A 26,073-nucleotide genomic window follows, 5' to 3' on the forward strand; every position below is an offset into this window, starting at 1 on the left:
TCAATGTTCAAAGTGCTTCGCGACTGGATGCAGCGCTACTTCTCCGACGAAGAAGCGGTGGTGCTGGCGGTCCTGCTGGTCCTGGCCTTCACCGCGGTATTGACCCTCGGCGGCATGCTCGCCCCGGTGCTGGCGGGTTTGGTCCTGGCGTTTCTGATGCAGGGGCTGGTCAATGCCCTGGAGCGGCTGAAAGTCCCTAGCCGTTATGCCGTGGGGCTGGTCTTCGCCCTGTTCATGGGCGCCCTTGGGGTGTTCCTGCTGGTGCTGGTGCCGCTGCTCTGGCACCAGCTGATCACCCTGTTCAACGAGTTGCCGGGCATGCTCGGCAAGTGGCAGTCGTTGCTGTTGCTGCTGCCGGAGCGCTATCCGCACCTGGTGTCTGATGAGCAAGTGCTGCGCGCTATCGAGTCGGTGCGGGACGAGATCGGCAAGTTCGGCCAATGGGCGTTGACCTTCTCGCTGTCGAGCCTGCCGCTGCTGGTCAACGCGATGATCTACCTGGTGCTGGTGCCGATCCTGGTGTTCTTCTTCCTCAAGGACCGCGAGTTGATCGCGCGGTGGGTCAGCGGTTATCTGCCGCGTGAGCGCACCCTGCTGACTCGGGTGGGCGATGAGATGAACCGGCAGATCGCCAACTATATTCGCGGCAAGGGCATCGAAATCCTGATCTGCGGGATTGCCACCTACATCGCCTTCATCAGCCTGGGGCTCAACTATGCGGCGCTACTGGCGTTGTTGGTGGGGCTGTCGGTGGTGGTGCCGTACGTAGGGGCGGTGGTGGTGACCGTGCCGGTGACCTTGATCGCGCTGTTCCAGTGGGGCTGGGGCGACCAGTTCATCTACCTGATGGCGGTGTACGCAATTATCCAGGCGCTGGACGGCAACGTGCTGGTGCCGCTGCTGTTCTCCGAGGCGGTGAGCTTGCACCCGGTGGCGATCATCTGTGCGGTGTTGCTGTTTGGCGGGCTTTGGGGGTTCTGGGGGATCTTCTTCGCCATCCCGCTGGCGACCTTGTTCAAGGCGGTGCTGGATGCCTGGCCCAGGCAGGAGCCAGCGGTGGCGCCGTTGCTGTAAAGAATTGGGGCCGCTTTGCGGCCCCAATCGATCTCAAACCTTGTTCAGGTCCTGAGCCGCGGCCAGCACGGCATCCACATGCCCCGGCACCTTCACTCCACGCCACTCCTGACGCAACACGCCATCCTTGTCGATCAGGAAGGTGCTGCGATCCACGCCCATGTATTCCTTGCCATACAGCTTCTTGAGCTTGATCACATCGAACAGCTGGCACAGCGCCTCGTCCTTGTCGCTGATCAGTTCAAAGGTGAAGCCCTGTTTGGCCTTGAAGTTCTCGTGCGACTTGATGCCATCGCGCGACACCCCAAACACCACCGTGTTGGCCGCCTGGAACGCCGCGTGCTGGTCGCGAAAGCCCTGGCCCTCGGTGGTGCAGCCTGGGGTGCTGTCCTTGGGATAGAAGTACAACACCACCTGCTTGCCTTTCAGCTCAGCAAGGCTGACGGTCTGGCCACTGGTGGCCTGGGCCTGGAAGTCGGCAACGGGTTGGTCGAGTGCTACGGCCATGGGAGTTTCCTTACATCGGGTTCTGTGGGCGCCACGGTTCGATCAGCGCATCCAGGTTCAGGGCGTCGGCAAAGTCCAGGAACTGATCGCGCAGCCAGCTGATCTGGGTGCCGGCTGGCAGGATCACGGTGAACTGGGCGTTGAGCATGCTGCTGCCAGTCTGCGGCGCCAGGTAGGTGTCGCAGGTCATCGCTTCGAGCTCGACGCGGTGGTCGAGGAAGAACTGGCACAGCTCATTGATGATGTCCGGGCGATAGGCGGCGCTGACGTAGGCCACATAAGGCAGGGCCTGCGGGCGCACTTCCTGGTCGGCGCTGCGCACCACATCCAGGGTCAGGCCGTGCTTCTTGCCCAGGCCCGGCAAAATGGCTTCAAGGCGCGCCAGGGCGTCCCAGCTGCCGCCGACCTGCAGCACCAGGGCGCTGGTTTCGCCATGGCGGGACAGACGCGAGGTGACCACCGCGCAACGATTGTCGAACGCGGCGCGGCTAAGGACGTTGGCCAGCTCCATCGGGTTGGGGCCCAAGGCACTGATGACAAGGAATTGTTCGCGGACTGTGGGGGTGGACATGCAGCATTCCTAAAGCGATGAGCGGTCGGGGCAGGACGGGGGCTAGCCTCCTTTAGCGCAGGGTCCCAGGCCGGTTAAGGCGGTCATGGACGCACGTGGGGAGCACTGTCGACGGCCCGACGGGCCGCGCTGCACCGATCAAAGGATCAAGGGTAGCGAAAAGCAGCGCCGAGGGGAATGCTCCGCCCGCCAGCTTCGCTTGTGCAAGGCCGATGGCGCCAGTACCATTACCGCTCTCTTTTTCCGGCAGGAGCAGTTACATGATTGCGGGCAGTATGGTGGCATTGGTCACACCCATGGATGCACAAGGGCGTCTTGATTGGGGCAGCCTCGGCAAACTTGTAGACTTCCACCTGGAAAAAGGCACGCATGCAATCGTCGCTGTCGGCACTACCGGTGAGTCGGCGACCCTGAGTGTCGAAGAGCACATTCAGGTCATCGAGTTCGTGGTCAAGCGGGTCGCTGGGCGCATCCCGGTCATCGCCGGTACCGGGGCCAACTCCACCTCCGAAGCCGTGCACCTGACCCAGAACGCCAAGAACGCTGGCGCCGACGCCTGCCTGCTGGTGGTGCCGTACTACAACAAGCCGACCCAGGAAGGCTTGTACCAGCACTTCAAGCACATCGCCGAAGCCGTCGACATTCCGCAGATCCTCTATAACGTACCCGGCCGCACCTCCTGCGACATGCAGGCCGAGACGGTGATCCGCCTGTCGACCGTGCCCAACATCATCGGTATCAAGGAAGCCACTGGCGACCTGGACCGCGCCAAGGCCATCATCGATGGCGTCAGCAAAGACTTCATCGTCCTGTCCGGCGATGATCCGACTGCGGTCGAGCTGATCCTGCTGGGCGGCAAAGGCAACATCTCCGTTACTGCCAACGTCGCCCCACGCGAAATGGCCGATCTGTGCGAGGCCGCCCTTGAGGGCAATGCCGAGAAGGCCCGCGCGATCAACGAAAAACTCATGCCGCTGCACAAAGACCTGTTCTGCGAAGCCAACCCGATTCCGGTGAAGTACGCGCTCGTGGAAATGGGCCTGATGCAACAAGGTATTCGCCTGCCGCTGACCTGGCTGAGCGAAGGTTGTCACGAAAAAGTCCGTACTGCCTTGCGCCAGTCCGGCGTACTGGTTTAATCGAGGAAGTACACCGCATGAAGCGACTGGCTGGTCTTTCCGCCCTTGCCCTGATCATTTCCAGCACCAGCGGTTGCGGGTGGCTGTGGGGCGACGAGGGTTATTTCCGCGACCGCGGCAGCGATTACCTGCAGGCGCAACCGACCGCGCCAATGCAGCTGCCGCCGGACGCTGCCAACGTCAAGCGCCTCGATCCGCTGTTGCCGATCCCGCGTAACGTGGCTGACGACACCGCCACTGGCGAGTACGAAGTACCGCGCCCGCAACCGCTGACGGCCGGTGCCGATATCAGTGATTTCAGCCTGCAGCGCAGCGGCAGCAGCCGTTGGGTACTGGCCCAGCGCTCGCCAGCCGAAGTCTGGCCGGTGACCCACCAGTTCTTCGAGGACAACGGCTTCCGTATCGCCGAAGAGCGCCCGCAGACTGGCGAATTCACCACCACTTGGCAGCGCTTCGATGAGCTCTCGGCGTCGCTCGGCCAGCGCTTGGCCAGCTCCGCCAGCAGCGGCGACAGCGAAGTACGGGTGCGGGTACGCATGGAGCCTGGCGTGCAGCGCAACACCTCCGAAGTGTATGTGGTCAGCGCCGAGCGCCCGGCCGGCAGCACTGCCGAGACCGAGTTCCCGTCCAGCTCCACCAACACCGCTGTCGATGCACTGCTGGTCGACGAAATGCTCGCCAGCATGAACCGTAGCGCCGAGAAGGGTGGTTCGGTCTCGCTGCTGGCCGCGCGTGATTTCGACGCACCAAGCCGCGTCAGCCTGAGCGAAGACGGCAGCGGCAACCCGGTGCTGTACCTGGGTTCTGACCTCGACCGCGCCTGGTCTGGCGTAGGCCGCGCCCTGGAGCAGGGTGAGTGGCGCGTCGAAGACATCAACCGCAGCCTGGGCCTGTACTACATCAACTTGTCCGAGAAACCTGACGACAAGCAAAACCAGCCAGGCTTCTTCAGCCGCCTGTTCGGCAGCGAGCCGACCAAGGAAGAGCGTGAAGAACGCGCCGAGCGTTATCAGGTGCGCCTGAGCAAGGTCGGCGAGAGCGTGCAGGTTACCGTCGAGAAGAACATCAACACCGTGGCCCCGGCCGATGTCGCCCGCCGCGTGCTGAGCGCCATTCAGGACCACCTGGGTTAAGTGCGCTTCGCGGTACTGGGAAGCGGCAGCCAGGGAAACGGCACGCTGATCGCCAGTGGTGACACGTTCATCCTGGTCGATTGCGGGTTCTCCCTGCGCGAAACCGAGCGGCGCCTGGCGCTGCTCGGGGTCAAGGCGGCGCAACTGAGCGCGGTATTGGTCACCCACGAGCATGCCGATCATGTGCATGGCGTAGGCTTGCTGTCACGGCGCTACAATGTACCGGTCTACCTCAGCCAGGGCACCTTGCGCGGTTTGCGCAAGCCGGTGGAGGTGGCCGGTTTTCTCGGTTGTGGCGACACCCTCAGCATCGGCGCCTTGCAAGTCAGTGCGGCGCGGGTCGAGCACGACGCCTACGAGCCGTTGCAGTACGTGATCAGCGACGGTCGTCGGCGCTTCGGCATGCTGACTGACCTGGGCTGCTACGATGCACGCCTGCTGGAGCGCTACCAGGGCCTGGATGCACTGCTGATCGAGGCCAACCACTGCCGCGACCTGCTTGCCCGTGGCCATTACCCGCATTTCTTGAAATTGCGGGTCGGTGGCAACCAAGGACATTTGAACAACCACCAGGCCGCCAACCTGGTGGCCGAGCTGGGATGGCAGCACCTGCAACACCTGGTGCTGGCGCATCTGAGCAGCAAGAACAACCTGCCACAACTGGCCCGTCAGTGCTTCGTCGACACCTTGGGGTGCGACCCGGACTGGCTCCAGGTGGCGAATCAGGAACACGGGCTCGACTGGCGCGAAATCGCCTAGCCCAACTACTCAAGCAAGCGGAGCCCAATCATGGAAAAACGCGAAGAACTCTACCGCGGCAAGGCCAAATCGGTTTACAAGACCGACGACGCCGACCGCTTGATCCTGCTGTTCCGTAACGACACCTCGGCGTTCGACGGCAAGCGCATCGAACAGCTCGATCGCAAAGGCATGGTGAACAACAAGTTCAACGCCTTCATCATGCAAAAGCTTGAAGAAGCCGGCGTGCCGACCCAGTTCGACAAACTGCTGGGCGACAACGAGTGCCTGGTGAAGAAGCTCGACATGATCCCGGTCGAATGCGTCGTGCGTAACTACGCCGCCGGCAGCCTGGTCAAGCGCCTGGGCGTCGAGGAAGGCATCAAGCTGGAGCCCTCGACCTTCGAACTGTTCCTCAAGAACGACGAGAAGGGCGACCCGTTCATCAACGAATCCCACGTGGTTGCGTTCGGCTGGGGCACCGCCGAGCAACTGGTCGAGATGAAGAAGCTGTCGCTGAAGGTCAACGAAGTGCTGAACAAGCTGTTCGATGACGCCGGCCTGCTGCTGGTCGACTTCAAGCTGGAGTTCGGCGTATTCCACGGCCAGATCGTCCTGGGCGACGAGTTCAGCCCTGACGGCTGCCGCCTGTGGGACAAAGAAACCCGCAAGAAGATGGACAAGGACCGCTTCCGCCAGGGTCTGGGCGACGTGATCGAAGCCTACGAAGAAGTTGCCAAGCGCCTGGGCGTGCCGCTGTAAGGCCCGTGTTGACGCAAGCGTTTGATACCACGCGAATTTTTTTCAAATAAAGGTTTGCCTTTCGCGAAATCGCTGGTATCATGCGCGCCACTGGAGAGATGCCGGAGTGGTCGAACGGGACGGATTCGAAATCCGTTGTACTGGCAACAGTACCTAGGGTTCAAATCCCTATCTCTCCGCCATACATCGAGAAGCCCCGCAGATTAACGTCTGCGGGGCTTTTTCGTTTCTGGATTTAAGCTATACATCACTTCCTCTGCTGGCATGCTCGCAGAGAGCACAGGACGCAGTAGGGGATCGGTTGAGATTTTAGGATGAATCCACTAGGGGTAGGTCTTTTCTCAGGATCAGCATGAGATCCAAAAGGACAATGGCGACGTCGGTGCCGACTGGAGAAACTCAGACAATTCGATTCCATTCCAATCGATGCTTCCCACTCCTTATCTTGTGAAAGTACGTACTCATCAGTAATGGGTTTAAGGGCCCATGCTCTTTTCTCGTCCTGCGTACTTATTGCGTTAGGTACGCAGGATTACGTCACGAAATTATTGGGATGAAGCGAGCGTGCACTTTTGCAGGTGCGCTTGACCGATGTCCTCAGGAACAATTTCAAGCTTTGCTCCACCTACAAACACGCCAACCTTGATCGACTGACGCACGTAGTAATTCTTGCCAGCAGCCGCTACCAAATCGATCACATTGTCACTGAACTCTGATTCAGTACCGATCTTGTGCAGGCCAGGTGTGATCAAGCGATGGAAGTACACCCGGTTCGCGGTCTCACCGATAGTCTTGCCATCCAGCGTGACAGTTTTCTTCAAGCCCTGGCCTGCAAAACTGTCACGGTAGATGTACAGCCCGGCTTGGTCAGCGGGAGGTGAGGCAAATGTCTTTAGCGCTGCGTCGGCCTGTGGTGACTCCATCGGTACAGACGCGCACCCGGTGAGGATGGCAAAGCCAACGGCGGCCGCGAAAAGCTTAATTCGAGCGTGCATATGAGTCCTTTATCAATCGATACCTAGTTTGGGCGACTCCAAGTCGCTGATGGCATTATGCCGTGATCTATTACAGGTTCGAAGCTATTTGAGTCAAAAGCGATGACGATCCCTTGCGGTGCCCACTGTTAAACGCCTTAAAGCGATACCCCACGAATGTAGGTTCTCCTCAAGTACACTTGCTGGAACGCGTCACGACGAGGAGTCAGGGACTTATCACTGGCGTTTTTCTCGTGTGAAAACATCTGATCAATCGATGTCGCCGTGCTGGCATGCTGCAATCATTGCACCCCATCCGCGCCTTGTAGAGAATCGCCTCCTTTGCCTCGAAGGGATGCGTGCAAATGAAGTTCGATGGGACTTTTCAATACATGGGTAATCACGGGATCGTCTTCAACGTCTCGCAGATCACTCTCTCCGACAGCGACCGCCCACGCCTGCGCGAGCTGCATTTTGGCGAAGCGAAAAGCGCCCATTACGAAGTCAGCAGCAAGGTCGTTGAGGTCTACGACAAGATGCAGGCCAAGAACCTGCCGTGCCTGATGATGATCGGCATTTCCAAGCCGCTGACCCGGCAGCAGGGCGACGTGCTGAACGCGCAGCGCACCACCGTTGCCAACATTGCAGCGAGTGCGTTCACTAGCGCCACCAGTGCTGTCGCCACTCCCTATGTGGGGGTTCCGTTAGGGGCGGGAGTACGTCTTTATGCCAATAAAATCCTGCCCACCTACCATGCTGGCGACGTACTGGTCAGCATTGAGGCGCAGGTCAATGGCGGGATTGGTCCACAGCGCTCGGGCACGTCGCTGATTATCAAGGCTTGAGGGAAGCGTACATGTCCGACATTACTCAACTGGTCATCGCCCTGGTGCTGTTCTTCCTGCTTGATCAGTTTCTGAAGCCCTATTTGCTGCGCAAGTGGCTAGGGGTGGCGTTACTGGTGGCTGGTGCGATTGGCTGCATTACTGCAGGTCAGATCCAAGTGATGGGGGCTGACCTGGGGTTGTGGTCAGTCTTTGCTGTGTCCCTGGGTGTAGGGTTGTTCATCAGGCGACGGCGGTTTGTCGAAGTTGGCTAACGTCGAGCGATGTAAAGCCCCTGATTTCAGCGATGAAGTCAGGGGCTTTTTTGTGCATTCAGCGAGCTGCGTTGCCGGACGATGGTTCTGCCGCAAGCGAGACTTCCTGCGACAAGGCCTTGGCCATACCCGAAAGATAATGCACTGCTGTCATCAAGGTCGGCGCGTTTTTCAGATCCTGATTGATAGCGAGATCGCTGAGCATGTGCGCGCAACTTATGAGCGTTGTTGATTGTTCCAGCGCATAGTCCACGGCGTGACCGGCGACTACTCGAAACAGCGGCTCTGGGTTATTGATGTCGCCGCTATCACCGAAACCCGCTATGCCATGTGTGGTTGCAAGGGTTTCTTTATCCTTGGTCATTCTGTCTCTCCTTGATTTGAATAAACCTGTCAGTGCCGTAAGTTGACGCGGCTCAACGCAACTTCCACCAGGCTGCGTGCATTTTCGATTTCATGTATCGCCGCAAGGGTCATGAATTGGCCAGGGGGCAGGGTGTGCAACAGCATTGTTTGTTGAGCGACGGTAAGTGCGCAGACCAGGTATTCGGAGGTTTGAATAAGGATGTCTTCGAGGGAGGAGTCGCTCGAGTAGAGCGGTGGGTCAGGGACAATCTTTAGCATATGCACCTCTGGGATCAGTGGGGCTGCTACAGACCTGCTGTCAAACAAGAGGGTGGCAGCTGTACACGGGTTGACAGACCGAGGATCCCAGAGAACCCGGCGCACACAAGGTGCCCCGCGTACAGCCGCCATAAACGGTGCACGTGTCCGGAGATCTGTTAGGCCTGTCAAAGCCGGTCGCTGATTTGGCAGCGACCGGCTGAGACTAGGGACAGTTCTCGGCAGTGGCAACGGCTTGAGGGCGCACGGAGTCTGTTTGGGAAATGGACTACAAGCTATCGGGAAATTCTGATTAAGCGGTGTAGGAATGGTGTTGTTTTCGCCGGGATGGCCTCACCGCGGGCAAGCCCGCTCCTACAGGTGGCGGGGTGTTTTTATAATGGCGGATCGGATCCAATAGTTTGAACGGTATATGGAAATGGGTTAGCATCCGCGCGCCATCAGTATGCTGGCGCATCATTATTTAAAGGACTTTGTATGAAAAAGCTGTTCAAAGCTACCGTTGCAGTAGCAGTCGTTTCGGGTGTTGCACTGCTGTCGGGCTGCACCGGTCAGGTCTACAACCAGCAAAAGAATTGCTCCTACGACTACCTGTTCCACCCTTCGGTTTCTATCTCTAAAGTTATCGGCGGCTGCGGTCCAATCGACAAGCTGCCACGCCCGCAGTAATTTTAGATGCCTGACTGAACCCTTCTGGATTCAGTCCAAAACCCCCTGGCATGAAAGTGCCAGGGGGTTTTTGTTTATGGCCCCGGGCGCGGCGTTTGGTCACTGAGGCATCCCGCCACCTTGCGCCGGCCTGCGCAATTTGTTTGTGCTGGCATTTGCGTTACAATCGGCGAAACGTTTCAGCCCTGGCCGGTCAATTCGACCATCGGCTGGCGTCCCTGTTTCTAAGCTGCTGACTCCAATGATCAATAACAAGCGTGCGCTGAAGGACATGGATAAACGAGGCCCGGCCTAGGCCTTCCTTACGTGCTAACGATTGGAATTGATCAATGTTCAAGAAAGCTGGCAAGACCCTGCTGGGTCTGGCTGTAGCGGCAAGCCTGATGCAGGCGCACGCTGACGAAGCCAAGAAAGTCGACGTGCTGCTGGTTGGCGGCGGCATCATGAGTTCGACCCTGGCGGTCTGGCTCAACGAGCTGGAGCCTAGCTGGTCGATGGAGATGGTCGAGCGCCTGGATGGCGTGGCTGAAGAAAGCTCCAACGGCTGGAACAACGCCGGTACCGGCCACTCCGCCCTGGCCGAGCTGAACTACACCCCGGAAGACAAAGACGGCAACGTCAATATCTCCAAGGCCATCGAGATCAACGAGTCGTTCCAGATCTCCCGCCAGTTCTGGTCGTGGCAGGTCCGTCAGGGCGTGCTGAACAACCCGCGCTCGTTCATCAACACCACCCCGCACATGAGCTTCGTCTGGGGTGATGACAACATCAAGTTCCTCAAGAAGCGTTACGACGCGCTGCAAACCAGCCCGCTGTTCCGCCCGATGCAGTACTCCGAAGACCACGCGCAAATCGCCAAGTGGGTTCCGCTGATGATGGAAGGGCGTGACCCGAACCAGAAGCTGGCCGTGACCTGGACGCCGATCGGCACCGACGTCAACTTCGGCGAGATCACCCGCCAGTTCGTCAAGCACCTGCAAACCCGCGAGAACTTCGACCTCAAGCTGTCCAGCGAAGTGCAGGACATCACCCGCAACGAAGACGGCTCCTGGCACGTCGAGTACAAGAACCTCAAGGACGGCACCACCACCGCCACCGACGCCAAGTTCCTGTTCATCGGTGCTGGCGGCGGCGCGCTGAAGCTGCTGCAAAAATCCGGCATCCCGGAAGCCAAGGAATACGCAGGCTTCCCGGTGGGCGGCTCGTTCCTGGTGACCGAGAACCCGACCATTGCCATGCAGCACATGGCCAAGGCCTACGGCATCGCCTCGACCGGCGCGCCACCCATGTCGGTTCCGCACCTCGATACCCGCGTGCTCGATGGCAAGCGCGTGATCCTGTTTGGCCCATTCGCGACCTTCTCGACCAAGTTCCTCAAGAACGGCTCGTACCTGGACCTGCTGAGCAGCACCACGCTGCACAACGTCTGGCCGATGACCAAGGTCGGTGTCGATCAATACCCGCTGGTCGAGTACCTCGCAGGCCAGCTGATGCTGTCTGACGACGATCGCTTCGCGGCCCTGCAGACCTACTTCCCGCACGCCAAGAAAGAAGACTGGCGCCTGTGGCAGGCCGGTCAGCGCGTGCAGATCATCAAGCGTGACGAAGACAAGGGCGGCGTGCTGAAGCTGGGCACCGAAGTGGTCACTTCCCAAGATCGCTCGATCGCAGGCCTGCTGGGTGCATCGCCAGGTGCCTCGACCGCCGCGCCGATCATGCTGACCGTGCTCGAAACCGTGTTCAAAGAGAAAGTCGCCACGCCTGAGTGGCAAGCCAAGCTGCACCAGATCGTGCCGAGCTACGGCACCAAGCTGAACGACTCGCCAGCCGCGGTGCAGAAAGAGTGGAACTACACCTCTGAAGTGCTGCAGCTGGAGAAGCCACCGGTCATCGATCAGACCGTGGGCACCGACGCTACCCCGAGCAAGCCGGTTGAAGCCAATCCTGCTAGCGACATGGCGTTGTAAGACTGCGCCGGCCCTGGCGACGTTGTGATGTCGCCGGTGCCATCGCGGGGCAAGTAGCTTCAGCCAAGAACCACGAGGTTAACCCCCCGTGGTTTTTTTATACCCATCACTTACCGCTGAGCACTCGCGTCCAGATCCGCGTGCTTAAGCGCATCCCCGCCGGGCTCATGGTCTGAATCGGGAACAGCGTATCGAGCACAGCCTGTGGCGGGTAAACCGCCTCGTTAGTGCGCAGCGCCTCATCGACCAAGGGCAGGGCGGCCGCGTTGCCATTGGGGTACTTGACCGCGTTGCTGATCCCGGCAATCACCTTGGGCTCAAGCAAATAGTTCAGGTACGCATAGGCATTGTCCAGATGCGGCGCGCCTTTGGGGATCACCACCATATCGACTGCCACCGTGGAGCCTTCTCGGGGAATGCTGTAGCCGATGTTCACGCCATTGCCAGCCTGCTGAGCGCTGCTCATGGCTTGCAACACGTCGCCACTGAAGCCGATAGCCACGCAGATATTGCCGTTGGCCAGGTCGCTGACGTACTTCGATTGATGGAAATACTGGATGTACGGGCGCACTGCCAGCAGCGCTGCTTCAGCCTGCTTGAGGTCTTCAGGTTTTTGGCTGTGCGGATCCAACCCTAGGGTCTTGAGGGTGATGGAAATGATCTGCGTCGGATTGTCGAGGAAGGCCACCCCGCACTGGCTGAGCTTCTTGATGTTCTCGGGCTTGAACAACATCTGCCAGGACTGGGTGACATCGACATCTCCAAAGATCGCCTTGATCTTGTCGACGTTGTAGCCAATGCCCATGGTCACCCACAGGTAGGGGATCGCATAGCGATTGCCGGGGTCGCTGGCCTCGAGGATGTGCATCAGCTTGGGATCGAGGTTGTGCCAGTTGGGCAGCTTGCTGCGGTCCAACTCCTGGATCGCCCCGGCCTTGATCAGGCGCGGCAGGAAGTGGTTGGACGGGCTGGCCAGGTCGTAGCCGCTACCACCGGTCATCAGTTTGGCTTCGGTGGTTTCGTTGCTGTCGATCAGGTCGTAGGTCGGTTGCACGCCGGTACGGCGGTTGAACTCGGCCAGCGTGTCGTCGGCGATGTAGCCACTCCAGTTGGCGATGTTGACGGTTTCCGTGGCTTGGACCGCACAGGCCAGCAAGGCGGAGATGGACAGGGCGAGGCAGCTGCGCTTGATCATCGTTTTTCTCTCTTGTTTTAACGGAAGATGCGCCGGGTCGATCAACGTTCGTGTCGCGCCCGGTGAACCTCCCAGGCCATGCGCACGCTGGCGCCGATGTCGAAAAAGGGTTTGGGCGGCAGGTAACCCGGTTGCGCCTGGCTGAGCACATCGCTCAGTAGCGGCGAGTCGGCGCCGATTGCCAGATCGACCAGCAAACGGCCCCACAAGGTGCCGCGCGCGACCCCTGAACCATTGCAACCAGCGACTGCGTGCAGCCCTTGCTCGACCTTGGCGAAGTACGGCTCGCCGGAGCGAGTGCCGCTCAGGTGGCCGGTCCAGGTGTATTGCAGGTCACTGCGCTGGATGCCGGGAAAGCGCGTTTGTAGCCCGAGCAGGTGGCGTTGCTGGCGCACGGCCAGGGCATTGGCGTCCAGGTCGTGCTGGCGGTACTCCACCGTATTGCGGATCAGCAGGCGCCGACCCGGCAGCAGGCGCAAGGTGCAGCCGCCAGGCAGGGTGGACAACACACCCCAGCCCTGGTCATCGAACAGCGCCTGCCAGTGCGGCTCGTTCAGCGGGCGGGTGATGCTGGCGCTGAGCTCCAGGGCGAAGGTGCCGCTGCGGTGCAAGCCCACGCGCGGCAGGAAGGCGCCGACGCAGAGCAATACCTGGGGTGCCTGCACTTCGCCGTTGGCAGTGGTCACCTTCCAGCCCACACCCGGCGCACGCTGCAGAGCGCTCACCGCGCTGTTTTCATAAACCTCGACCTGCTCAGGCAGGCTGTCGGCCAAGCCTTTGACGTACTTCGCCGGCTGCAGCAGGCCGTTGCCGCCCGCGCAGTGAATCGCCTGGGTGTAGAACGCAGTCCCCAAGCGCTGTTGCAGCGCCTGTGCTTCAAGGTATTGGGCCTTGGCGCCAACCGCTTCCAGGGTTTGCACGGCGAGTTCGGCATTTGCCAGGTGCGCAGGCTGGTGGACGGCGAAGTGATAGCCGCCCTCATCCAGCTCGCAGGCGATGCCCAGTTGGCGCACGCGCTGACGCACTTCATCGCCGGCCGCGACCCCGATGCGCGAGGCGACTTGATAAGCGGCAAAACCGGCCGTGCCGATCAGTTCGCCAGCACTTGGCAGTTCGTGGCTCACGACGAAGCCAGAATTGCGCGCCGAGGCGCCCTGGGCGATGCGCTGTCGGTCGACTAGCACGATGCGCTGAGCGGGAAAGCGACTGGCCAGGTTATGTGCTGCCGACAGCCCGGTAATGCCGCCGCCGATGATTAGCCAATCCGCTTTCTGTGAGCCTTGCAGGCAGGGGCGGGGCGCGGACTCGCCGGCCAGCGCGATCCAGCCACAGTGGTTGTTCATTGTAGGGCACTCCTTCACAATCAATGCGCAGGAGTGATCGGAGAGAACCCCCTGCATGCGCCGTCAGCACTTAATCTACGGGCAATTCAGGGGCGGAATCTAACGTTAAAAATTCATCCATCCATTCGAGATTTGCATGGATAACACGCTGCGTATTCCCTCGTTGCAAGCGCTGCAAGCCCTGGTTCGGGTGGCCGATACCAGCAACTTCACCGAAGCGGCGCGTCAGTTGCACCTGACGCAGAGCGCCATCAGCCGACAGGTGCAGCAGCTTGAAGAGCACTATCAAACCGTGCTGTTCGAACGCACCAGTCGCAAGGTGGCGCTGACCGCCCATGGCCGCGAGGTCTATGCAGTGGCGCAAGAGATGCTGGAGTCGCTGCGCGATCTGCAGCTTCGCCTGGCGCCGCCAGCGCAGGACCGACCGTTTCGTATCCGTATCTTCGTGTCCTTGGCCGTACGCTGGTTGTTACCGCGTTTGAGTTCGTTCTATGCCATCAATCCCGGGCTGAGCCTATCGATCGAAACTGTCAGCGGCGAGCGGGTGGACACCGGTGGCGACTGCGATGCCTACGTGTTGTACCTGCCAGAGGGGCTGGACCAGCGGCCGTTGACGCCGCTGTTCGATGAATACCTGATACCCGTCTGCGCGCCGCTGCTCAGCGGCGGGCAACCTGCACCGCGTTCGCTGGATGAACTGACCGGACATGCGCTGATCCACGGCTCCACGGGCCGGCATGAATGGACCCAGTGGCTACAGGCCCAGCAGGACCAGGCCGAGCGCAGCTACCAGCACTTGCTGTTCAACCTCGATGATCTGGCGCTGGATGCGGCTGCCCGAGGCTTGGGCGTGGCGATGACCGACAAGATGCTCGCCCACGATGCGTTGGCCCGCGGCGATCTAATGGTGCCGTTCGGCGAGGCGTTGCGCACCGGTGGGGTGTACGCGCTGTGGCTGCGTGACAGCGGGGTGAGGCACCCCGCGTGCAAAGCGGTGCTGAGCTGGTTCGAGGAGCAAGTGGAGCAGACCACTCGCGCAGCTTGACGGCTTAGTGAGAGTGGCGTGGCATGCCGCCTTCGCGGGCGATCACCTTCATGTGCAGGGTGGCCGGCTCCAGGCAGCCACCCGTGGACAGCTGCCCGACCAACTGGCGATACAGCTCTTGCCAAGGGGTTTGCGAGGCCAGGACCTTCGGCGTCCAGGCGGCGCGACGGCGGGCCATCTCGTCTTCGTCCACCAGCAGGTCGACCCGTCGTTGGTTGAGGTCGACGCGCAACCGGTCGTTGGTTTGCAGCAGTGCCAGGCCGCCACCCACCGCCGCTTCCGGCGACATGTTGAGGATCGACGGGCTGGCCGAGGTGCCGCTCTGGCGACCGTCGCCCAGGCATGGCAGCGAATCGACGCCGCGCTTGATTAGCGCTGCGGGCGGGGCCATGTTGACCACTTCGGCGCTGCCCGGATAACCAACGGTTCCGGCACCGCGAATGACCAGGATGCAGCGCTCGTCGATGTCCAGCGCCGGGTCATCGATCCGCGCGTGATAGTCCTCTGGGCCCTCGAAGACGATCGCGCGGGCCTCGAAGCTGTTCTCCTTGCCAGGTTCCGACAGGTAGGTCTGGCGGAAGGCTTCGCCGACCACCGACATCTTCATGATCGCGCTGTCGAAGAAGTTGCCGCTAAGCACGATGAAGCCGGCGCCATGCTTGAGTGGCGCGTCGTAGGGCAGGATCACGTCGGTGTTGCTGGTGACGCTGTCGCTGACGATCTGGCCGATGCTCTTGCCGCTGACCGTAGCGCAGTCTTGATGCAGGCGCCCGGCCTTGTGCAGTTCGTGCATCACGGCCGGTACGCCACCTGCACGGTGGAAACCTTCGCCCAGGTACTTACCTGCCGGCATGCAGTTGACCAGCAGCGGTACGCTTTCACCGACCCGCTGCCAGTCGTCCAGCGACAACTCGATGCCCATGTGCCGGGCGATGGCGATCAGGTGCGGCGGACAGTTGCTCGAGGCGCCCAAGGCTGAAGCGACGGCGATGGCGTTTTCGAATGCCTGGTGGGTCATGATCGCGGAAGGGCGTATATCCTCCATGACCAGCTCGCAGATGCGCTTGCCGGTGGCGTAGGCCATCTGCCCACGCTCGCGGTAGGGCGCCGGGATGCTGGCGCAACCTGGCAGGGACATGCCCAGCGCTTCGGCCAGTGCGTTCATCGACAGCGCCGTGCCCATGGTGTTGCAGTGACCCACCGACGGCGAGGCGGCGGTGGTCATTTCCATGAAGCCTTCGTAGTCGATTTCACCGGCTGCCATCAAGTTACGCGCATGCCAGAGCACCGTGCCGGAGCCGATCAACTGCCCTTTGTGGTGACCATCGAGCATCGGCCCGCCCGACAGCACGATCGCCGGCAGGTCGGTGGTGGCTGCGGCCATCAGGCAGGCCGGGGTGGTCTTGTCGCAGCCGGTGGTCAATACCACGCCGTCCAGCGGGTAGCCATGCAGGATCTCCACCAGGCCGAGGTAGGCCAGGTTGCGATCCAGCGCAGCCGTGGGACGGCGGCTTTGCTCGGCGATCGGATGCACCGGGAACTCCATCGGGATGCCACCGGCATCGCGGATACCGGCCTTGACCCGTTGCGCCAGTTCGATGTGGTGACGGTTGCACGGAGTCAGGTCGCTGCCGGTCTGGGCGATGCCGATGATGGGCCGCCCCGATTGCAGTTCGTCGCGGGTCAGGCCGTAGTTCATGTAGCGCTCGACATACAGCGCAGTCATGTCGGCGTGGCTTGGGTCGTCGAACCATTGCTGGCTGCGCAGGGGGCGTTTCGGGGTCTGGCTCATGTCAGGGGCTCTCTTGTCTTTATGGGGCGCAGGTCAGCGTTGCAAGACGCTGGCGTGAACAGGTGCGATAGGGGCAGACGCACCGCGGCCGACGGCGTCATCCAGCGCGGTCAGGTCACGGCCACGGGTTTCGGTCGACAGCAGGGTGCCGAGCAGGGTAAGGCCGGTGAGCGCCAAGGTATACAGGGCCAGCACCCAATAGCCGCCACCGGCAAGGCCAACCAGGAAGATACCGAGGATCGGCGCCAGGCCGCCGGAGAGCATCGCGCCGATCTCCCGCGACAGCGCCACCCCGCTATAGCGATAGCGGTTGCCAAACAACTCGGTGAAATGCGCGCATTGGGCACCGAGCATGCTGTTGGCGGCCAGGGCGAAGCCACCGACCACGGCGATACACACCAGGGTCGGGTCGCCGCTGTCGATCATCCACCACGACGGGAAGGCCCACAACGCGCCAAACAGAGCGCCGCCACGGTACACCGCCAGGCGCCCATAACGGTCCGATAGCGCGCCGAACAGCGGCGTGGTGAAAATGCTCAGGATACTTGCCGCCAGCACAGCATTGGTGCCGATGCCCGCCAGGTTGGCGCCGCTCTCGCCCAGGTGACGGCTGGCAAAACCCGTGAGAAAGGCAATCGAGACCGTGGCGTACAGGGTCGAGCAGCCGGTTTCGGCCATGCGCATCAAGGTGGTGGCGGCCAGTGGCCGACGGGCGTTGCGCAACACTGCACGCATCGGCGACTCGATCACCTGTTGGTTCTGGCTGAGCTGCTGGAAGACCGGGCTTTCCTTGAGTTTCAGACGAATCCATACCGCCATGAAGATCAGCACCACGCTGGCCAGGAACGGCAAGCGCCAGCCCCAGTCGAGCAGTTGCTCCTGGGTGAGCGTGGCCTGTAGCACACGGAAGGTGATGGTCGCCAGGGCCAGCCCGCTGAACACGCCAATGAACGGCAGGGCCGCGTAGAAGCCGCGCCGCTCACGCGGCGCGAGCTCGGCCATCAGGGTGGCCGCGCCGGTCTGCTCGGCACCGGCGCCAAAGCCTTGCAGCAGGCGCAGCAGCACCAGCAGCACGGCCCCGGTGGGCCCGGTTGGCAGCAGGCCGATCAGGGTGGTCGCCGCGCCCATCAGCGCGATGGTCAGCAGCAACACCAACTTGCGCCCTTTGCGATCACCCAGCGAGCCGAAGAACAGCCCCCCGAACGGCCGCGCCAGAAAGCCCGCGCCGTAGGTGGCGAAACTGGCCAGCAAGGCGCCGGTGGTGCCCAGCGAGGGGAAGAAGATATGCCCGAAGACCAGCGCCGAGGCCAGCCCGTAGAGGGCGAAATCGTAGTACTCCAGGGCACTGCCGACGGCGCCGGTATAAATCGCCCGGCGCAGTTGGCGGGGATCGGGCGTGGGGGGGACGTTGCTCTCGGTTTGCATGTTCTGCCTCGCTTGTTGTTGTTATGGGCGCAGCGGGTAAGTCGGCTTAGCCTTGCAGCAACCCTCGTTGCGCCAGGTTGCGCATCAGTGCAGCCAGGCCGAAGGTCCAGGGCGCAGCCTGGTCACTGCGGCTGACTTGGTTGTGCAGGGCACCGAGCAACGGGCTTGAGATAGTCACCAGGTCACCGGCCTTGTGGGTGAAACCCGCGCCTGGGTGATCGCGGTCTTCGGTCGGCGCGAACAGGGTGCCGAGGAACAGCAAGAAACCATCGGGGTATTGGTGGTTGCGGTTGAGGGTCTGGCGCACCAGGTCCTCGGGGTCGCGGCTGATCTGGCCCATCGAGCTGCTTCCGGCGAGCACGAAGCCATCGCTGCCGCGCACCTCAAGGTCGACCACGCAGTTGCGCACCGCATCGAGGTCGAAGGTTTCGTCGAACAGGCGAATGAACGGGCCTATCGCGCAGGAGGCATTGTTGTCCTTGGCCTTGCTCAGCAGCAATGCGCTGCGCCCCTCGAAATCACGCAGGTTGACGTCGTTGCCCAGGGTCGCGCCGTGGATGCGCCCACGGCTGTCGACAGCCAGCACCACTTCCGGCTCGGGGTTGTTCCATTGCGAGCCTGGGTGCACGCCGATCACGCTGCCGCTGCCAACCGCCGCCAGCACCGGGGCCTTGGTGAATACTTCGGCGTCCGGGCCGATGCCCACTTCCAGGTACTGCGACCACATGCCTTGCTCGATCAACAGGGCCTTGAGGGCCATGGCCTGTTCCGAGCCAGGCTTGACCGCGCGCAGGTTGTCGCCGATCACCGCACATACCGTCGCCCGCACTGCCTCGGCGCGGGCTGCGTCGCCGCCCGCCTGCTCCTCGATGACCCGTTCGATCATGCTCGCGGCGAAGGTCACTCCGGCAGCCTTGATCACTTGCAGGTCCAGCGGCGGCAGCAGGTAGGGGCGGCTGCTGTCAGGTTGGCTGGTGCTGTTGGCCAGCAGCTCTTGCACGCTGCCGATGAAGCGCCCGGCCGTCGCACGCAGGGCGTGCAGGGGCGATTCGCTTTCAAGCAGCTCGCTCAAGGTGGCGAAGCGCTCGGACAGGTCGAACACGCCATCGGCGCGCAGCACGATCGGCGAGGGGCCGGCGATCTGGCCAGGGATCCAGGCCCGACCGACCAGGGTGCCGGTGAGGCCGTCGTGGGGCAGGGTGTTGGCGGGAGTTAGGGTCAGCGGCATGGCAGAGGGTCTCTTGAGTCCTGAAAGCTGCACGCTAGGTAAGCGACGCGATAAACTCCAATGGCATCTTTTCACTAATCGATAACATCAGGTTATTGCACCAAAGGTGGATACCATGTCGGACCTGTCGTTCTCCCACGTTTGCAACTGGCTCAAGTTCCGCCATCTGCTGCTCATCGACACCCTTGGCCGCACCCGCAACATGCACCTGGCTGCCCAGCAGATGAACCTCAGCCAGCCGGCGATCAGCAAGATGCTCAAAGAAATCGAAAGCCTGCTGGGCTTTGCCCTGTTCGAACGTCAACCGCGCAGCATGCCGCCCACGGCCTTGGGCGAGCAGGTGCTGCGTTATGCCCAGGTCGCCCTCAACGATGCGCGCAACTTCGTCGATCAGATCGGCAGCCTGCGCCAGGGCGGGCATGGCCATCTCAAAGTGGGTGGGATCTTCGCCGCCACCGCCGTCGCCCTGCCGGACGCCATCGTGCAGATCAAGCAACGCTGGCCGTTGCTGTCGATAGAAGTGGTCGAGCAGACCAGCGACCATCTGATGGAAATGCTCGATGACAAGATCCTGCACCTGGCGGTAGCGCGCTTCACAGACGAGGCCCAGCGCCAGCGTTTCGACTTCCAGGCACTGGCGCCGGAGCCGTTCTGTTTCGTGGTCAATCACCAGCACCCGTTGTGCGACCACGGCCCGGTGACCCTGCAACAGCTGCTCGAATGGCCATGGATTCTCTACCCCAAGGGCACGCCGATCAGGGGCCGCATGGAACGCGCCTTCGCCGAAGCGGGAGTCGGGGTGCCACGCAACACCATCGATACCATTTCCATGCAGACCTTTCTCAAGGTGCTGCAGGGCGGACCGATGATCGGCATGCTGCCCCAGGCCATGGTCGAGCCGCACCTGGCCAGCGGCGTGCTGCGCATCCTCGATACGCCCTTGCATCTGGCGCCGCAGGACTACGGCATTCTCACCCGCAAAGGTGAAGTGCTCAGTGGCGCGGCGCTGGAGTTTGCCCAGATCCTGTTGGCCGATGCGCAGAAAGCGCGAGAAATCCGATAACGATCTGTTATCGGATGATCCACAAATGCCATTGGGAAAGAATCGCAGGCCCGCCTAGATTAGCGACCAGTGTTTTCCAGCATGCCAAGGAACATCCATGACTCCGAACGCAGGTCAGCAATTTATCGGCGGCGCCCGTAGCGGCGCAGGCCAACCGCTGTTGCACAGCATCGACGCCCACACGGGCCAGGCCTTGCCGGGGGCCTTTTACCAGGCCAGCGACGCCGAGGTCGACGCTGCCGCACGTGCCGCCGCCCAGGCCTATCCCGTCTATCGGGCACTGGCGCCGCAGCGTCGGGCGCAGTTCCTCGACAGCATCGCCGAACAGCTTGATGCCCTGGGAGAAGACTTCATCGCCCTGGTCAGCCGCGAGACGGCGTTGCCGGCGGCGCGTATCCAGGGTGAGCGCGCTCGCACCAGCGGTCAGTTGCGCTTGTTTGCCCAGCTACTGCGTCGCGGTGATTTCCTCGCAGCCCGCATCGATCGCGCTCAACCGCAGCGCACGCCGCTGCCGCGTAGCGATATCCGCCAGTGCCGCATGGGCCTTGGCCCGGTAGCGGTGTTTGGTGCCAGCAACTTCCCCTTGGCCTTTTCCACTGCCGGTGGTGACACCGCTGCGGCGCTGGCTGCCGGCTGCCCGGTGGTGTTCAAGGCGCACAGCGGGCATATGGCCACTGCCGAGGCGGTCGCCCAGGCCATCATCCGTGCGGCCGAGCGCTGCGCCATGCCGGCTGGCGTGTTCAACATGATCTTCGGTGCCGGGGTCGGTGAAGCGCTGGTCAAGCACCCGGCGATCCAGGCGGTGGGCTTTACCGGTTCGCTCAAGGGCGGGCGAGCGCTGTGCGACATGGCGGCGGCACGTGCGCAACCGATCCCGGTGTTTGCCGAGATGAGTAGCATCAACCCGGTGATCGTCTTACCAGAGGCGCTGGCGAGCCGAGGTGAGGCCATTGCTGGCGAGCTGGCCGCCTCGCTGGTGCTGGGCTGCGGACAGTTCTGTACCAACCCGGGGCTGGTGTTGGGTGTGCGTTCTGCGCCGTTCAGCGCTTTTGTCGAGCAATTGCAGGCGCGCATCGCCGATCAGCCGCCGCAGACCATGCTCAACGCTGGCACCCTGCGCAGCTATGCCCAGGGTGTGGCTCAGCTCAAGGCGCACCCGGGCATCCGCCACCTGGCCGGCGCCGAGCCGCCAGCAGGGCAGGCCTGCGCGCAGCTGTTCCAGGCCGATGCCGAGTTGCTGTTGAACGGTGAACCGTTGCTTCAGGAAGAAGTGTTCGGCCCTGCCACGGTGCTGGTCGAGGTCGCCGATCGCAGCGAGTTACTGGCGGCGCTGGCGGCGCTCGGCGGGCAACTGACGGCCACCCTGATTGGCGAGCCGGCTGAGTTGGCCGAGGCCTGCGACCTGGTGGCGCTGCTCGAACACAAGGCCGGGCGCCTGCTGATCAACGGCTACCCGACCGGCGTCGAGGTCTGCGAGGCGATGGTCCACGGCGGGCCGTATCCAGCCACTTCCGACAGCCGCGGCACCTCGGTCGGCACCCTGGCGATCGATCGCTTCCTGCGCCCGGTGTGCTACCAGAACTTCCCCCAGGCACTGTTGCCCGAGGCGCTACGCGACAGCAACCCACTCGCGCTGCTGCGCCTGGTCGATGGCCAGCCCAGCCGCGACCCTTTGTCCTGACCCGCTGCACCACCGGGCGTACTGCGCCCGGTGCCCTGTCGATAACAACAATCAGGCATGCCCGACATGCCGAGGGGCTTCAACGATGCACAGCCAACCCGCCGCACCGGCCCGCGATCCGGGCTTCGAAGACCGTACCTATCGCAAGGTGATCCTGCGTATCCTGCCAATTCTGCTGTTGTGCTACATGGCCGCCTACCTGGACCGGGTCAACATCGGTTTTGCCAAGCTGGACATGCTCAACGACCTGCAATTCAGCAACACCGTGTATGCCCTGGGCGCCAGCGTGTTCTTCTGGGGCTACTTCCTGTTCGAGGTGCCCAGCAACCTATTGCTGCACCGCTACGGCGCGCGCTTCTGGATCGCCCGGATCATGGCGAGCTGGGCGATCATTTCCATGGCCGTGGCCTTCACCGTGCCGCTGGCGAAACTGTTCCACGTCGAGGCCAGCACCATGTTCTACGTGCTGCGCTTCTTGCTCGGCATCTGCGAGGCGGGGTTCTTCCCCGGCGTGATCCTCTACCTCAACTATTGGTTCCCGACCCAGCGCCAGAGCCGGGTGATGTCCGGCTTCCTGATGGCCATGCCGGTCAGCCTGACCTTGGGCGGGGTGCTCTCAGGGTGGTTGATGACCAGCCTCGATGGCTGGCACGGCATGGCCGGCTGGCAGTGGATGCTGCTGATCGAAGGCCTGCCTTCGGTGATCATGGCGGTGGTGGTGTTCACCTGCCTGTGTGACAACATCGACAAGGCCCATTGGCTGTCGGCTGACGAGAAGCAGTTGCTCAAGGCCAATCTGCAGCAAGACAACCAGGGTAAGGTCTCACGCTTGAGCGAGGTGTTCTTCAATCCGCGGGTGTGGCTGCTGGTGTTCATCCTGCTGACGTTCAACACTGGTTTCTATGGCCTGGCCTTCTGGATGCCGTCGATCATCAAGAGCGCCGGCATCACCAGCAGCTTTGATATCGGCTTGCTGACGGCCATCCCCTATGGCGTTGCGGTGATCGCCATGCTGCTCAATGCGCGGCACTCCAACCGCACCGGCGAGCGCCGCCTGCACGCGGCGATACCCGCATTCATCGGCGGCTGCGGCTTGATCCTCAGCGCGTTTTTCTCCGATAACCTGGTGCTCTCGGTGGTGTTCCTCACTGTCGCGGCCTCCGGCGTGCTCAGCCTGATGCCGATCTTCTGGACCCTGCCGGGCACCCTGTTGTCGGGTGTTGCCGCTGCGGCGGGGATTGGCATGATCAACGCCATCGGCAACCTGTCCGGTTTTACCGGCTCGATGATCACGGCGGTGGCCGAGAACCTGACCGGCAATATCAACAACGGCACCTATGTGCTGGGCTTGTGCCTGTTCGTCAGTGCCGTGCTGATCCTGGCCATCCCGGCAAGCATGCTGGGGCGGCGTGAAGCCCCGAGCAATGCATCGCTGAAACTGGAGGCGGCATGAACCTTCAGGGCAAACGGGTGCTGATCACTGCCGCTGGCCAAGGCATTGGCCTGGCCAGTGCGCAGGCGTTCGCGGCCGCTGGGGCAGAGGTGTTCGGCAGCGATATTCGCATCGACAGCCTGCTCGATGAGCCAGGTATCCAGGCGCGGGTTCTGGATGTGACCTCGGCTGCGGCGATCGAGGCGCTACGCGCCGAGCTGGGCGATATCGACGTGCTGTTCAACTGCGCGGGTTTCGTGCACAGCGGTGGCATTCTGGAGTGCGACGAAGCGGCCTGGGAGCGTTCGCTGGCGCTCAACGTCACCGCCATGTACCGGATGATCCGTGCGTTCCTGCCAGGTATGCAGCGCCGCGGTGGTGGTTCGATCATCAACATGGCGTCGGTGGTTTCCAGCGTCAAGGCGGTGCCCAATCGCGTCGCCTATGGCGCGAGCAAGGCGGCCGTGATCGGCCTGACCAAAGCCGTCGCCGCCGACCATGTCGCCGAGGGCATCCGCTGCAACGCGATCTGCCCGGGTACCGTCGACTCACCGTCGTTGCACCAGCGCATCGCGGCCCAGGCCCTGGCCCAAGGCCGCGATGCCCAGGAGGTCTACCGGCAATTCGTCAACCGCCAGCCCATGGGCCGGCTGGGCAGCGCCGAAGAGATCGCGCAATTGGCCGTGTACCTGGCCAGCGACGCCGCAGCCTACACCACTGGTGGTGTGCACCTGATCGACGGTGGCATGAGCTTGTGAATCCTTTGTATCGAGACAGGAGATACCCATGAAGTTGTTGCGTTATGGCGACAAAGGGGCCGAGCGTCCGGGCCTGCTGGACAGCGCAGGGCAGATTCGCGACCTCAGCCAACATGTGGCGGATATCGCCGGTGCAGCACTGTCCAGCGACAGCCTGACCCGCTTGGCCAGCCTGGATCATGCCAGCCTGCCGTTGGTCCCTGGCACGCCGCGTATCGGCCCCTGCGTCGGGCAGATTGGCAAGTTCATCTGCATCGGCCTCAATTACGCCGACCATGCCGCTGAAGCCGGCATGGCCGTGCCCAGCGAGCCGATCATTTTCAACAAGTGGACCAGCGCGGTCTGTGGTCCCAACGACGATGTGCAGATCCCACGAGGCTCGACCAAGACTGACTGGGAAGTGGAGCTGGGGGTAGTGATCGGCAAGGGCGGGCGCTATATCGACCCAGCCAATGCCCTGGAGCACGTCGCCGGTTACTGCGTGATCAACGACGTATCGGAGCGCGAATGGCAGCTTGAGCGCGGCGGTACCTGGGACAAGGGCAAAGGCTTCGACACGTTCGGGCCGATTGGACCGTGGCTGGTGACCCGTGACGAGGTGCCCGATCCGCATGCGCTGGATCTCTGGCTGGAGGTCGACGGCAAGCGTTATCAGCGCGGCAACACCCGTACCTTGATCTTCGGTATTGCCCAGTTGATCGCCTACCTGAGCCGCTGCATGAGCCTGCAACCGGGTGATGTGATCTCCACTGGCACCCCGCCCGGAGTCGGCATGGGGATCAAGCCAACGCCGGTGTTCCTGCGTCCCGGGCAGGTCATGCACTTGGGCATTGAAGGCCTTGGCGAACAGCGCCAGCTCACCGTACAGGCAGATTGAGAGTGAGCCGATGAAAGCTGAACTGTTGATGCTGGCGCCGTTGCTGGCCGATTACCAGGCGCGCCTGGATGAGCGTTTCCAGCGGGCCTGCGCCTTTGATGAAGCCAGCCGGCGGGCATTGCTGAGCGAGCGCCCGGAGCGCTTCACCACGCTGGTGACCAATGGCGGCGAGGGCGTCCCGCCCTGGCTCATGCAGGCGCTGGTCAACCTGCAGCTGATTGCGGTCAATGGGGTGGGGGTGGACCGCATCGACCTTGAGCAGGCGCACGCGCGGGGCATCGCGATCGTCACCACCGACGATCTTCTCACCGATGCCGTGGCCGACCAGGCCGTGGCCCTGCTGCTGGCTCAACTGCGCCAGGTGTGCCTGGCCGATCGCTTCGTCAGGCAGGGGCAGTGGCCTCTGGGTGGTTTCCCGCTGTTGGGGACCAGCCTGCGCGGGCAGCGAGTTGGCATCATCGGTCTGGGGCGGATCGGCATGGCCATCGCCGAACGGCTGCAGCCCTTTGGCGTCGTGCTTGCTTATCACAACCGTCGGCCACAAGCTGCTTGTACGTTTGCCTATCACGCCGATCCACTCAGCCTGGCTGCGGCCTGCGATATCTTGGTGGTGGCGGCGGCCGGCGGTAGCGGCTCGCGTCACCTGGTCAATGCCCGGGTGTTGGAGGCCTTGGGGCCGAACGGGGTCATCGTCAACGTGGCCAGGGGCAGCGTGGTCGATGAAGCTGAACTGGTCGCTCGCTTGGCCGACGGCCGTCTGGCCGGCGCTGCGCTGGATGTGTTTGCCGATGAGCCGCAAGTGCCCGAGGTGTTGCTGGGCATGGACAACGTGGTGCTCCAGCCGCATTTGGGCAGCGCCACCTTGCAGGCCCGCCAAGCCATGGCCGACTGCGTGGTGCGCGCGGTGATCTCAGCGCACTGACGCCACTCCGGGCCTGTGCGCGGCGCCCAACCACCGCAAAGGGGTTGGGCCAGCC

25 protein-coding genes and 1 tRNA gene are annotated in these 26,073 nt (G+C 62.4%); 17 read left to right on the plus strand and 9 right to left on the minus strand.

The genetic code is table 11. The annotated features are described in order from the left end of the window. Nucleotides 1-3: 3 nt before the first annotated feature. The gene (locus ACF8K2_RS22675) at nucleotides 4-1,074 is read left to right on the plus strand and encodes an AI-2E family transporter (RefSeq protein WP_264236165.1); all 1,071 of its coding nucleotides are present in this window, start codon (nucleotides 4-6) and stop codon (nucleotides 1,072-1,074) included. Between the two features lie 33 nt (nucleotides 1,075-1,107). Here the strand turns inward: ACF8K2_RS22675 and ACF8K2_RS22680 are convergent, their stop codons facing one another. Both ACF8K2_RS22680 and ACF8K2_RS22685 read right to left on the minus strand, forming a co-directional pair. Beyond that, nucleotides 1,108-1,581: a peroxiredoxin gene (locus tag ACF8K2_RS22680; protein WP_392467731.1), complete on the minus strand. Its 474-nt coding sequence runs from the start codon at nucleotides 1,579-1,581 to the stop codon at nucleotides 1,108-1,110. A gap of 10 nt (nucleotides 1,582-1,591) precedes the next feature. Then, a complete protein-coding gene (locus ACF8K2_RS22685; RefSeq protein WP_186555335.1) occupies nucleotides 1,592-2,152 on the minus strand; it encodes a glycine cleavage system protein R in 561 nt (186 codons plus the stop codon). A 260-nt stretch (nucleotides 2,153-2,412) separates the two neighbouring features. On the opposite strand from ACF8K2_RS22685, the gene dapA reads away from it, so the two are divergent. From dapA to ACF8K2_RS22710, 5 genes are all read left to right on the plus strand, one after another. Further along, the gene (gene dapA / locus ACF8K2_RS22690) at nucleotides 2,413-3,291 is read left to right on the plus strand and encodes a 4-hydroxy-tetrahydrodipicolinate synthase (protein ID WP_392467733.1); all 879 of its coding nucleotides are present in this window, start codon (nucleotides 2,413-2,415) and stop codon (nucleotides 3,289-3,291) included. Between the two features lie 17 nt (nucleotides 3,292-3,308). Then, complete coding sequence (gene bamC, locus ACF8K2_RS22695; protein ID WP_186555333.1) at nucleotides 3,309-4,424, plus strand: outer membrane protein assembly factor BamC; 1,116 nt, start codon at nucleotides 3,309-3,311, stop codon at nucleotides 4,422-4,424. Then, nucleotides 4,425-5,183, plus strand: coding sequence for an MBL fold metallo-hydrolase (locus tag ACF8K2_RS22700; RefSeq protein WP_392467735.1), 759 nt, complete (start codon nucleotides 4,425-4,427; stop codon nucleotides 5,181-5,183). It begins immediately after the preceding gene. A 30-nt stretch (nucleotides 5,184-5,213) separates the two neighbouring features. Further along, nucleotides 5,214-5,924: a phosphoribosylaminoimidazolesuccinocarboxamide synthase gene (gene purC, locus ACF8K2_RS22705; protein WP_008097517.1), complete on the plus strand. Its 711-nt coding sequence runs from the start codon at nucleotides 5,214-5,216 to the stop codon at nucleotides 5,922-5,924. A gap of 92 nt (nucleotides 5,925-6,016) precedes the next feature. Further along, nucleotides 6,017-6,106: transfer RNA gene (locus ACF8K2_RS22710), tRNA-Ser, on the plus strand. A gap of 363 nt (nucleotides 6,107-6,469) precedes the next feature. On the opposite strand, the gene ACF8K2_RS22715 is transcribed toward ACF8K2_RS22710, so the two are convergent. Continuing rightward, nucleotides 6,470-6,919, minus strand: coding sequence for a DUF2846 domain-containing protein (locus ACF8K2_RS22715; RefSeq protein WP_392467737.1), 450 nt, complete (start codon nucleotides 6,917-6,919; stop codon nucleotides 6,470-6,472). Nucleotides 6,920-7,263: 344 nt separating this feature from the next. Here ACF8K2_RS22715 and ACF8K2_RS22720 point away from each other — a divergent pair, with 344 nt between their 5' ends. Together ACF8K2_RS22720 and ACF8K2_RS22725 are read left to right on the plus strand one after the other, a co-directional pair. After that, nucleotides 7,264-7,743: a hypothetical protein gene (locus ACF8K2_RS22720; protein WP_186555329.1), complete on the plus strand. Its 480-nt coding sequence runs from the start codon at nucleotides 7,264-7,266 to the stop codon at nucleotides 7,741-7,743. A gap of 11 nt (nucleotides 7,744-7,754) precedes the next feature. After that, on the plus strand, nucleotides 7,755-7,997 hold the full coding sequence (locus ACF8K2_RS22725) for a hypothetical protein (RefSeq protein WP_392467739.1): 243 nt from the start codon (nucleotides 7,755-7,757) through the stop codon (nucleotides 7,995-7,997). Nucleotides 7,998-8,055: 58 nt separating this feature from the next. Here ACF8K2_RS22725 and ACF8K2_RS22730 read toward each other — a convergent pair whose 3' ends face one another. Continuing rightward, a complete protein-coding gene (locus ACF8K2_RS22730) occupies nucleotides 8,056-8,361 on the minus strand; it encodes a DUF3077 domain-containing protein (RefSeq protein ID WP_392467740.1) in 306 nt (101 codons plus the stop codon). 737 nt (nucleotides 8,362-9,098) lie between these two features. Here ACF8K2_RS22730 and ACF8K2_RS22735 point away from each other — a divergent pair. Both ACF8K2_RS22735 and mqo read left to right on the plus strand, forming a co-directional pair. Continuing rightward, nucleotides 9,099-9,290 carry a DUF4223 family protein gene (locus ACF8K2_RS22735; protein WP_186555326.1) on the plus strand — a complete coding sequence of 64 codons (192 nt, stop codon included), beginning with the start codon at nucleotides 9,099-9,101 and terminating at the stop codon, nucleotides 9,288-9,290. Nucleotides 9,291-9,619: 329 nt separating this feature from the next. Then, nucleotides 9,620-11,257 carry a malate dehydrogenase (quinone) gene (gene mqo, locus ACF8K2_RS22740; protein ID WP_392467743.1) on the plus strand — a complete coding sequence of 546 codons (1,638 nt, stop codon included), beginning with the start codon at nucleotides 9,620-9,622 and terminating at the stop codon, nucleotides 11,255-11,257. Between the two features lie 106 nt (nucleotides 11,258-11,363). On the opposite strand, the gene ACF8K2_RS22745 is transcribed toward mqo, so the two are convergent. Both ACF8K2_RS22745 and ACF8K2_RS22750 read right to left on the minus strand, forming a co-directional pair. Beyond that, a complete protein-coding gene (locus ACF8K2_RS22745; protein WP_392467745.1) occupies nucleotides 11,364-12,452 on the minus strand; it encodes a polyamine ABC transporter substrate-binding protein in 1,089 nt (362 codons plus the stop codon). 41 nt (nucleotides 12,453-12,493) lie between these two features. Continuing rightward, nucleotides 12,494-13,795, minus strand: coding sequence for an NAD(P)/FAD-dependent oxidoreductase (locus ACF8K2_RS22750; RefSeq protein ID WP_392467747.1), 1,302 nt, complete (start codon nucleotides 13,793-13,795; stop codon nucleotides 12,494-12,496). A 136-nt stretch (nucleotides 13,796-13,931) separates the two neighbouring features. On the opposite strand from ACF8K2_RS22750, the gene ACF8K2_RS22755 reads away from it, so the two are divergent. Beyond that, the gene (locus ACF8K2_RS22755) at nucleotides 13,932-14,840 is read left to right on the plus strand and encodes a LysR substrate-binding domain-containing protein (RefSeq protein WP_392467749.1); all 909 of its coding nucleotides are present in this window, start codon (nucleotides 13,932-13,934) and stop codon (nucleotides 14,838-14,840) included. 4 nt (nucleotides 14,841-14,844) lie between these two features. On the opposite strand, the gene ACF8K2_RS22760 is transcribed toward ACF8K2_RS22755, so the two are convergent. Genes ACF8K2_RS22760 through ACF8K2_RS22770 form a run of 3 tightly spaced genes read right to left on the minus strand, consistent with a single transcriptional unit; the run spans nucleotide 14,845 to nucleotide 19,285 of the window. Continuing rightward, nucleotides 14,845-16,632: an IlvD/Edd family dehydratase gene (locus tag ACF8K2_RS22760; RefSeq protein ID WP_392467751.1), complete on the minus strand. Its 1,788-nt coding sequence runs from the start codon at nucleotides 16,630-16,632 to the stop codon at nucleotides 14,845-14,847. Between the two features lie 33 nt (nucleotides 16,633-16,665). Continuing rightward, nucleotides 16,666-18,057 carry an MFS transporter gene (locus ACF8K2_RS22765; protein WP_392467753.1) on the minus strand — a complete coding sequence of 464 codons (1,392 nt, stop codon included), beginning with the start codon at nucleotides 18,055-18,057 and terminating at the stop codon, nucleotides 16,666-16,668. A gap of 46 nt (nucleotides 18,058-18,103) precedes the next feature. Next, nucleotides 18,104-19,285 carry a fumarylacetoacetate hydrolase family protein gene (locus ACF8K2_RS22770; protein ID WP_392467755.1) on the minus strand — a complete coding sequence of 394 codons (1,182 nt, stop codon included), beginning with the start codon at nucleotides 19,283-19,285 and terminating at the stop codon, nucleotides 18,104-18,106. A gap of 115 nt (nucleotides 19,286-19,400) precedes the next feature. Between ACF8K2_RS22770 and ACF8K2_RS22775 the strand changes: the two genes are divergently transcribed. The 6 genes from ACF8K2_RS22775 to ACF8K2_RS22800 all read left to right on the plus strand — a co-directional run bounded on the left by ACF8K2_RS22775 (nucleotide 19,401) and on the right by ACF8K2_RS22800 (nucleotide 26,018). Continuing rightward, on the plus strand, nucleotides 19,401-20,348 hold the full coding sequence (locus ACF8K2_RS22775; protein ID WP_186555318.1) for a LysR family transcriptional regulator: 948 nt from the start codon (nucleotides 19,401-19,403) through the stop codon (nucleotides 20,346-20,348). Between the two features lie 97 nt (nucleotides 20,349-20,445). Next, nucleotides 20,446-22,029 carry an aldehyde dehydrogenase (NADP(+)) gene (locus ACF8K2_RS22780; RefSeq protein WP_392467757.1) on the plus strand — a complete coding sequence of 528 codons (1,584 nt, stop codon included), beginning with the start codon at nucleotides 20,446-20,448 and terminating at the stop codon, nucleotides 22,027-22,029. A gap of 85 nt (nucleotides 22,030-22,114) precedes the next feature. Then, nucleotides 22,115-23,482, plus strand: a complete 1,368-nt coding sequence (locus ACF8K2_RS22785; protein ID WP_367616006.1) for an MFS transporter — start codon at nucleotides 22,115-22,117, stop codon at nucleotides 23,480-23,482. Further along, the gene (locus ACF8K2_RS22790) at nucleotides 23,479-24,219 is read left to right on the plus strand and encodes an SDR family oxidoreductase (RefSeq protein WP_392467759.1); all 741 of its coding nucleotides are present in this window, start codon (nucleotides 23,479-23,481) and stop codon (nucleotides 24,217-24,219) included. Before ACF8K2_RS22785 ends, ACF8K2_RS22790 begins: the two co-directional genes overlap by 4 nt. Nucleotides 24,220-24,247: 28 nt before the next feature. Further along, complete coding sequence (locus ACF8K2_RS22795) at nucleotides 24,248-25,096, plus strand: ureidoglycolate lyase (protein ID WP_392467760.1); 849 nt, start codon at nucleotides 24,248-24,250, stop codon at nucleotides 25,094-25,096. 10 nt (nucleotides 25,097-25,106) lie between these two features. Beyond that, complete coding sequence (locus tag ACF8K2_RS22800) at nucleotides 25,107-26,018, plus strand: 2-hydroxyacid dehydrogenase (RefSeq protein ID WP_392467762.1); 912 nt, start codon at nucleotides 25,107-25,109, stop codon at nucleotides 26,016-26,018. The last annotated feature ends 55 nt before the right edge of the window (nucleotides 26,019-26,073 follow it).

Origin of the sequence: Pseudomonas sp. xss_2, from assembly GCF_043104195.1 — a bacterium.
Lineage (GTDB): Bacteria > Pseudomonadota > Gammaproteobacteria > Pseudomonadales > Pseudomonadaceae > Aquipseudomonas > Aquipseudomonas urmiensis.

Bases quoted from the DNA above. Each gene is read 5' to 3' on its own strand.
- ACF8K2_RS22685 (WP_186555335.1), bottom strand. From the start codon at position 2,152: ATGTCCACCCCCACAGTCCGCGAACAATTCCTTGTCATCAGTGCCTTG.
- ACF8K2_RS22720 (WP_186555329.1), top strand. From the start codon at position 7,264: ATGAAGTTCGATGGGACTTTTCAATACATGGGTAATCACGGGATCGTC.
- ACF8K2_RS22770 (WP_392467755.1), bottom strand. From the start codon at position 19,285: ATGCCGCTGACCCTAACTCCCGCCAACACCCTGCCCCACGACGGCCTC.
- ACF8K2_RS22750 (WP_392467747.1), bottom strand. From the start codon at position 13,795: ATGAACAACCACTGTGGCTGGATCGCGCTGGCCGGCGAGTCCGCGCCC.
- bamC (WP_186555333.1), top strand. From the start codon at position 3,309: ATGAAGCGACTGGCTGGTCTTTCCGCCCTTGCCCTGATCATTTCCAGC.
- ACF8K2_RS22780 (WP_392467757.1), top strand. From the start codon at position 20,446: ATGACTCCGAACGCAGGTCAGCAATTTATCGGCGGCGCCCGTAGCGGC.
- ACF8K2_RS22675 (WP_264236165.1), top strand. From the start codon at position 4: ATGTTCAAAGTGCTTCGCGACTGGATGCAGCGCTACTTCTCCGACGAA.
- ACF8K2_RS22760 (WP_392467751.1), bottom strand. From the start codon at position 16,632: ATGAGCCAGACCCCGAAACGCCCCCTGCGCAGCCAGCAATGGTTCGAC.
- ACF8K2_RS22775 (WP_186555318.1), top strand. From the start codon at position 19,401: ATGTCGGACCTGTCGTTCTCCCACGTTTGCAACTGGCTCAAGTTCCGC.
- ACF8K2_RS22715 (WP_392467737.1), bottom strand. From the start codon at position 6,919: ATGCACGCTCGAATTAAGCTTTTCGCGGCCGCCGTTGGCTTTGCCATC.
- purC (WP_008097517.1), top strand. From the start codon at position 5,214: ATGGAAAAACGCGAAGAACTCTACCGCGGCAAGGCCAAATCGGTTTAC.
- ACF8K2_RS22745 (WP_392467745.1), bottom strand. From the start codon at position 12,452: ATGATCAAGCGCAGCTGCCTCGCCCTGTCCATCTCCGCCTTGCTGGCC.
- dapA (WP_392467733.1), top strand. From the start codon at position 2,413: ATGATTGCGGGCAGTATGGTGGCATTGGTCACACCCATGGATGCACAA.
- ACF8K2_RS22785 (WP_367616006.1), top strand. From the start codon at position 22,115: ATGCACAGCCAACCCGCCGCACCGGCCCGCGATCCGGGCTTCGAAGAC.
- ACF8K2_RS22680 (WP_392467731.1), bottom strand. From the start codon at position 1,581: ATGGCCGTAGCACTCGACCAACCCGTTGCCGACTTCCAGGCCCAGGCC.
- ACF8K2_RS22765 (WP_392467753.1), bottom strand. From the start codon at position 18,057: ATGCAAACCGAGAGCAACGTCCCCCCCACGCCCGATCCCCGCCAACTG.
- ACF8K2_RS22795 (WP_392467760.1), top strand. From the start codon at position 24,248: ATGAAGTTGTTGCGTTATGGCGACAAAGGGGCCGAGCGTCCGGGCCTG.
- ACF8K2_RS22735 (WP_186555326.1), top strand. From the start codon at position 9,099: ATGAAAAAGCTGTTCAAAGCTACCGTTGCAGTAGCAGTCGTTTCGGGT.
- ACF8K2_RS22790 (WP_392467759.1), top strand. From the start codon at position 23,479: ATGAACCTTCAGGGCAAACGGGTGCTGATCACTGCCGCTGGCCAAGGC.
- ACF8K2_RS22730 (WP_392467740.1), bottom strand. From the start codon at position 8,361: ATGACCAAGGATAAAGAAACCCTTGCAACCACACATGGCATAGCGGGT.
- ACF8K2_RS22800 (WP_392467762.1), top strand. From the start codon at position 25,107: ATGAAAGCTGAACTGTTGATGCTGGCGCCGTTGCTGGCCGATTACCAG.
- ACF8K2_RS22725 (WP_392467739.1), top strand. From the start codon at position 7,755: ATGTCCGACATTACTCAACTGGTCATCGCCCTGGTGCTGTTCTTCCTG.
- mqo (WP_392467743.1), top strand. From the start codon at position 9,620: ATGTTCAAGAAAGCTGGCAAGACCCTGCTGGGTCTGGCTGTAGCGGCA.
- ACF8K2_RS22755 (WP_392467749.1), top strand. From the start codon at position 13,932: ATGGATAACACGCTGCGTATTCCCTCGTTGCAAGCGCTGCAAGCCCTG.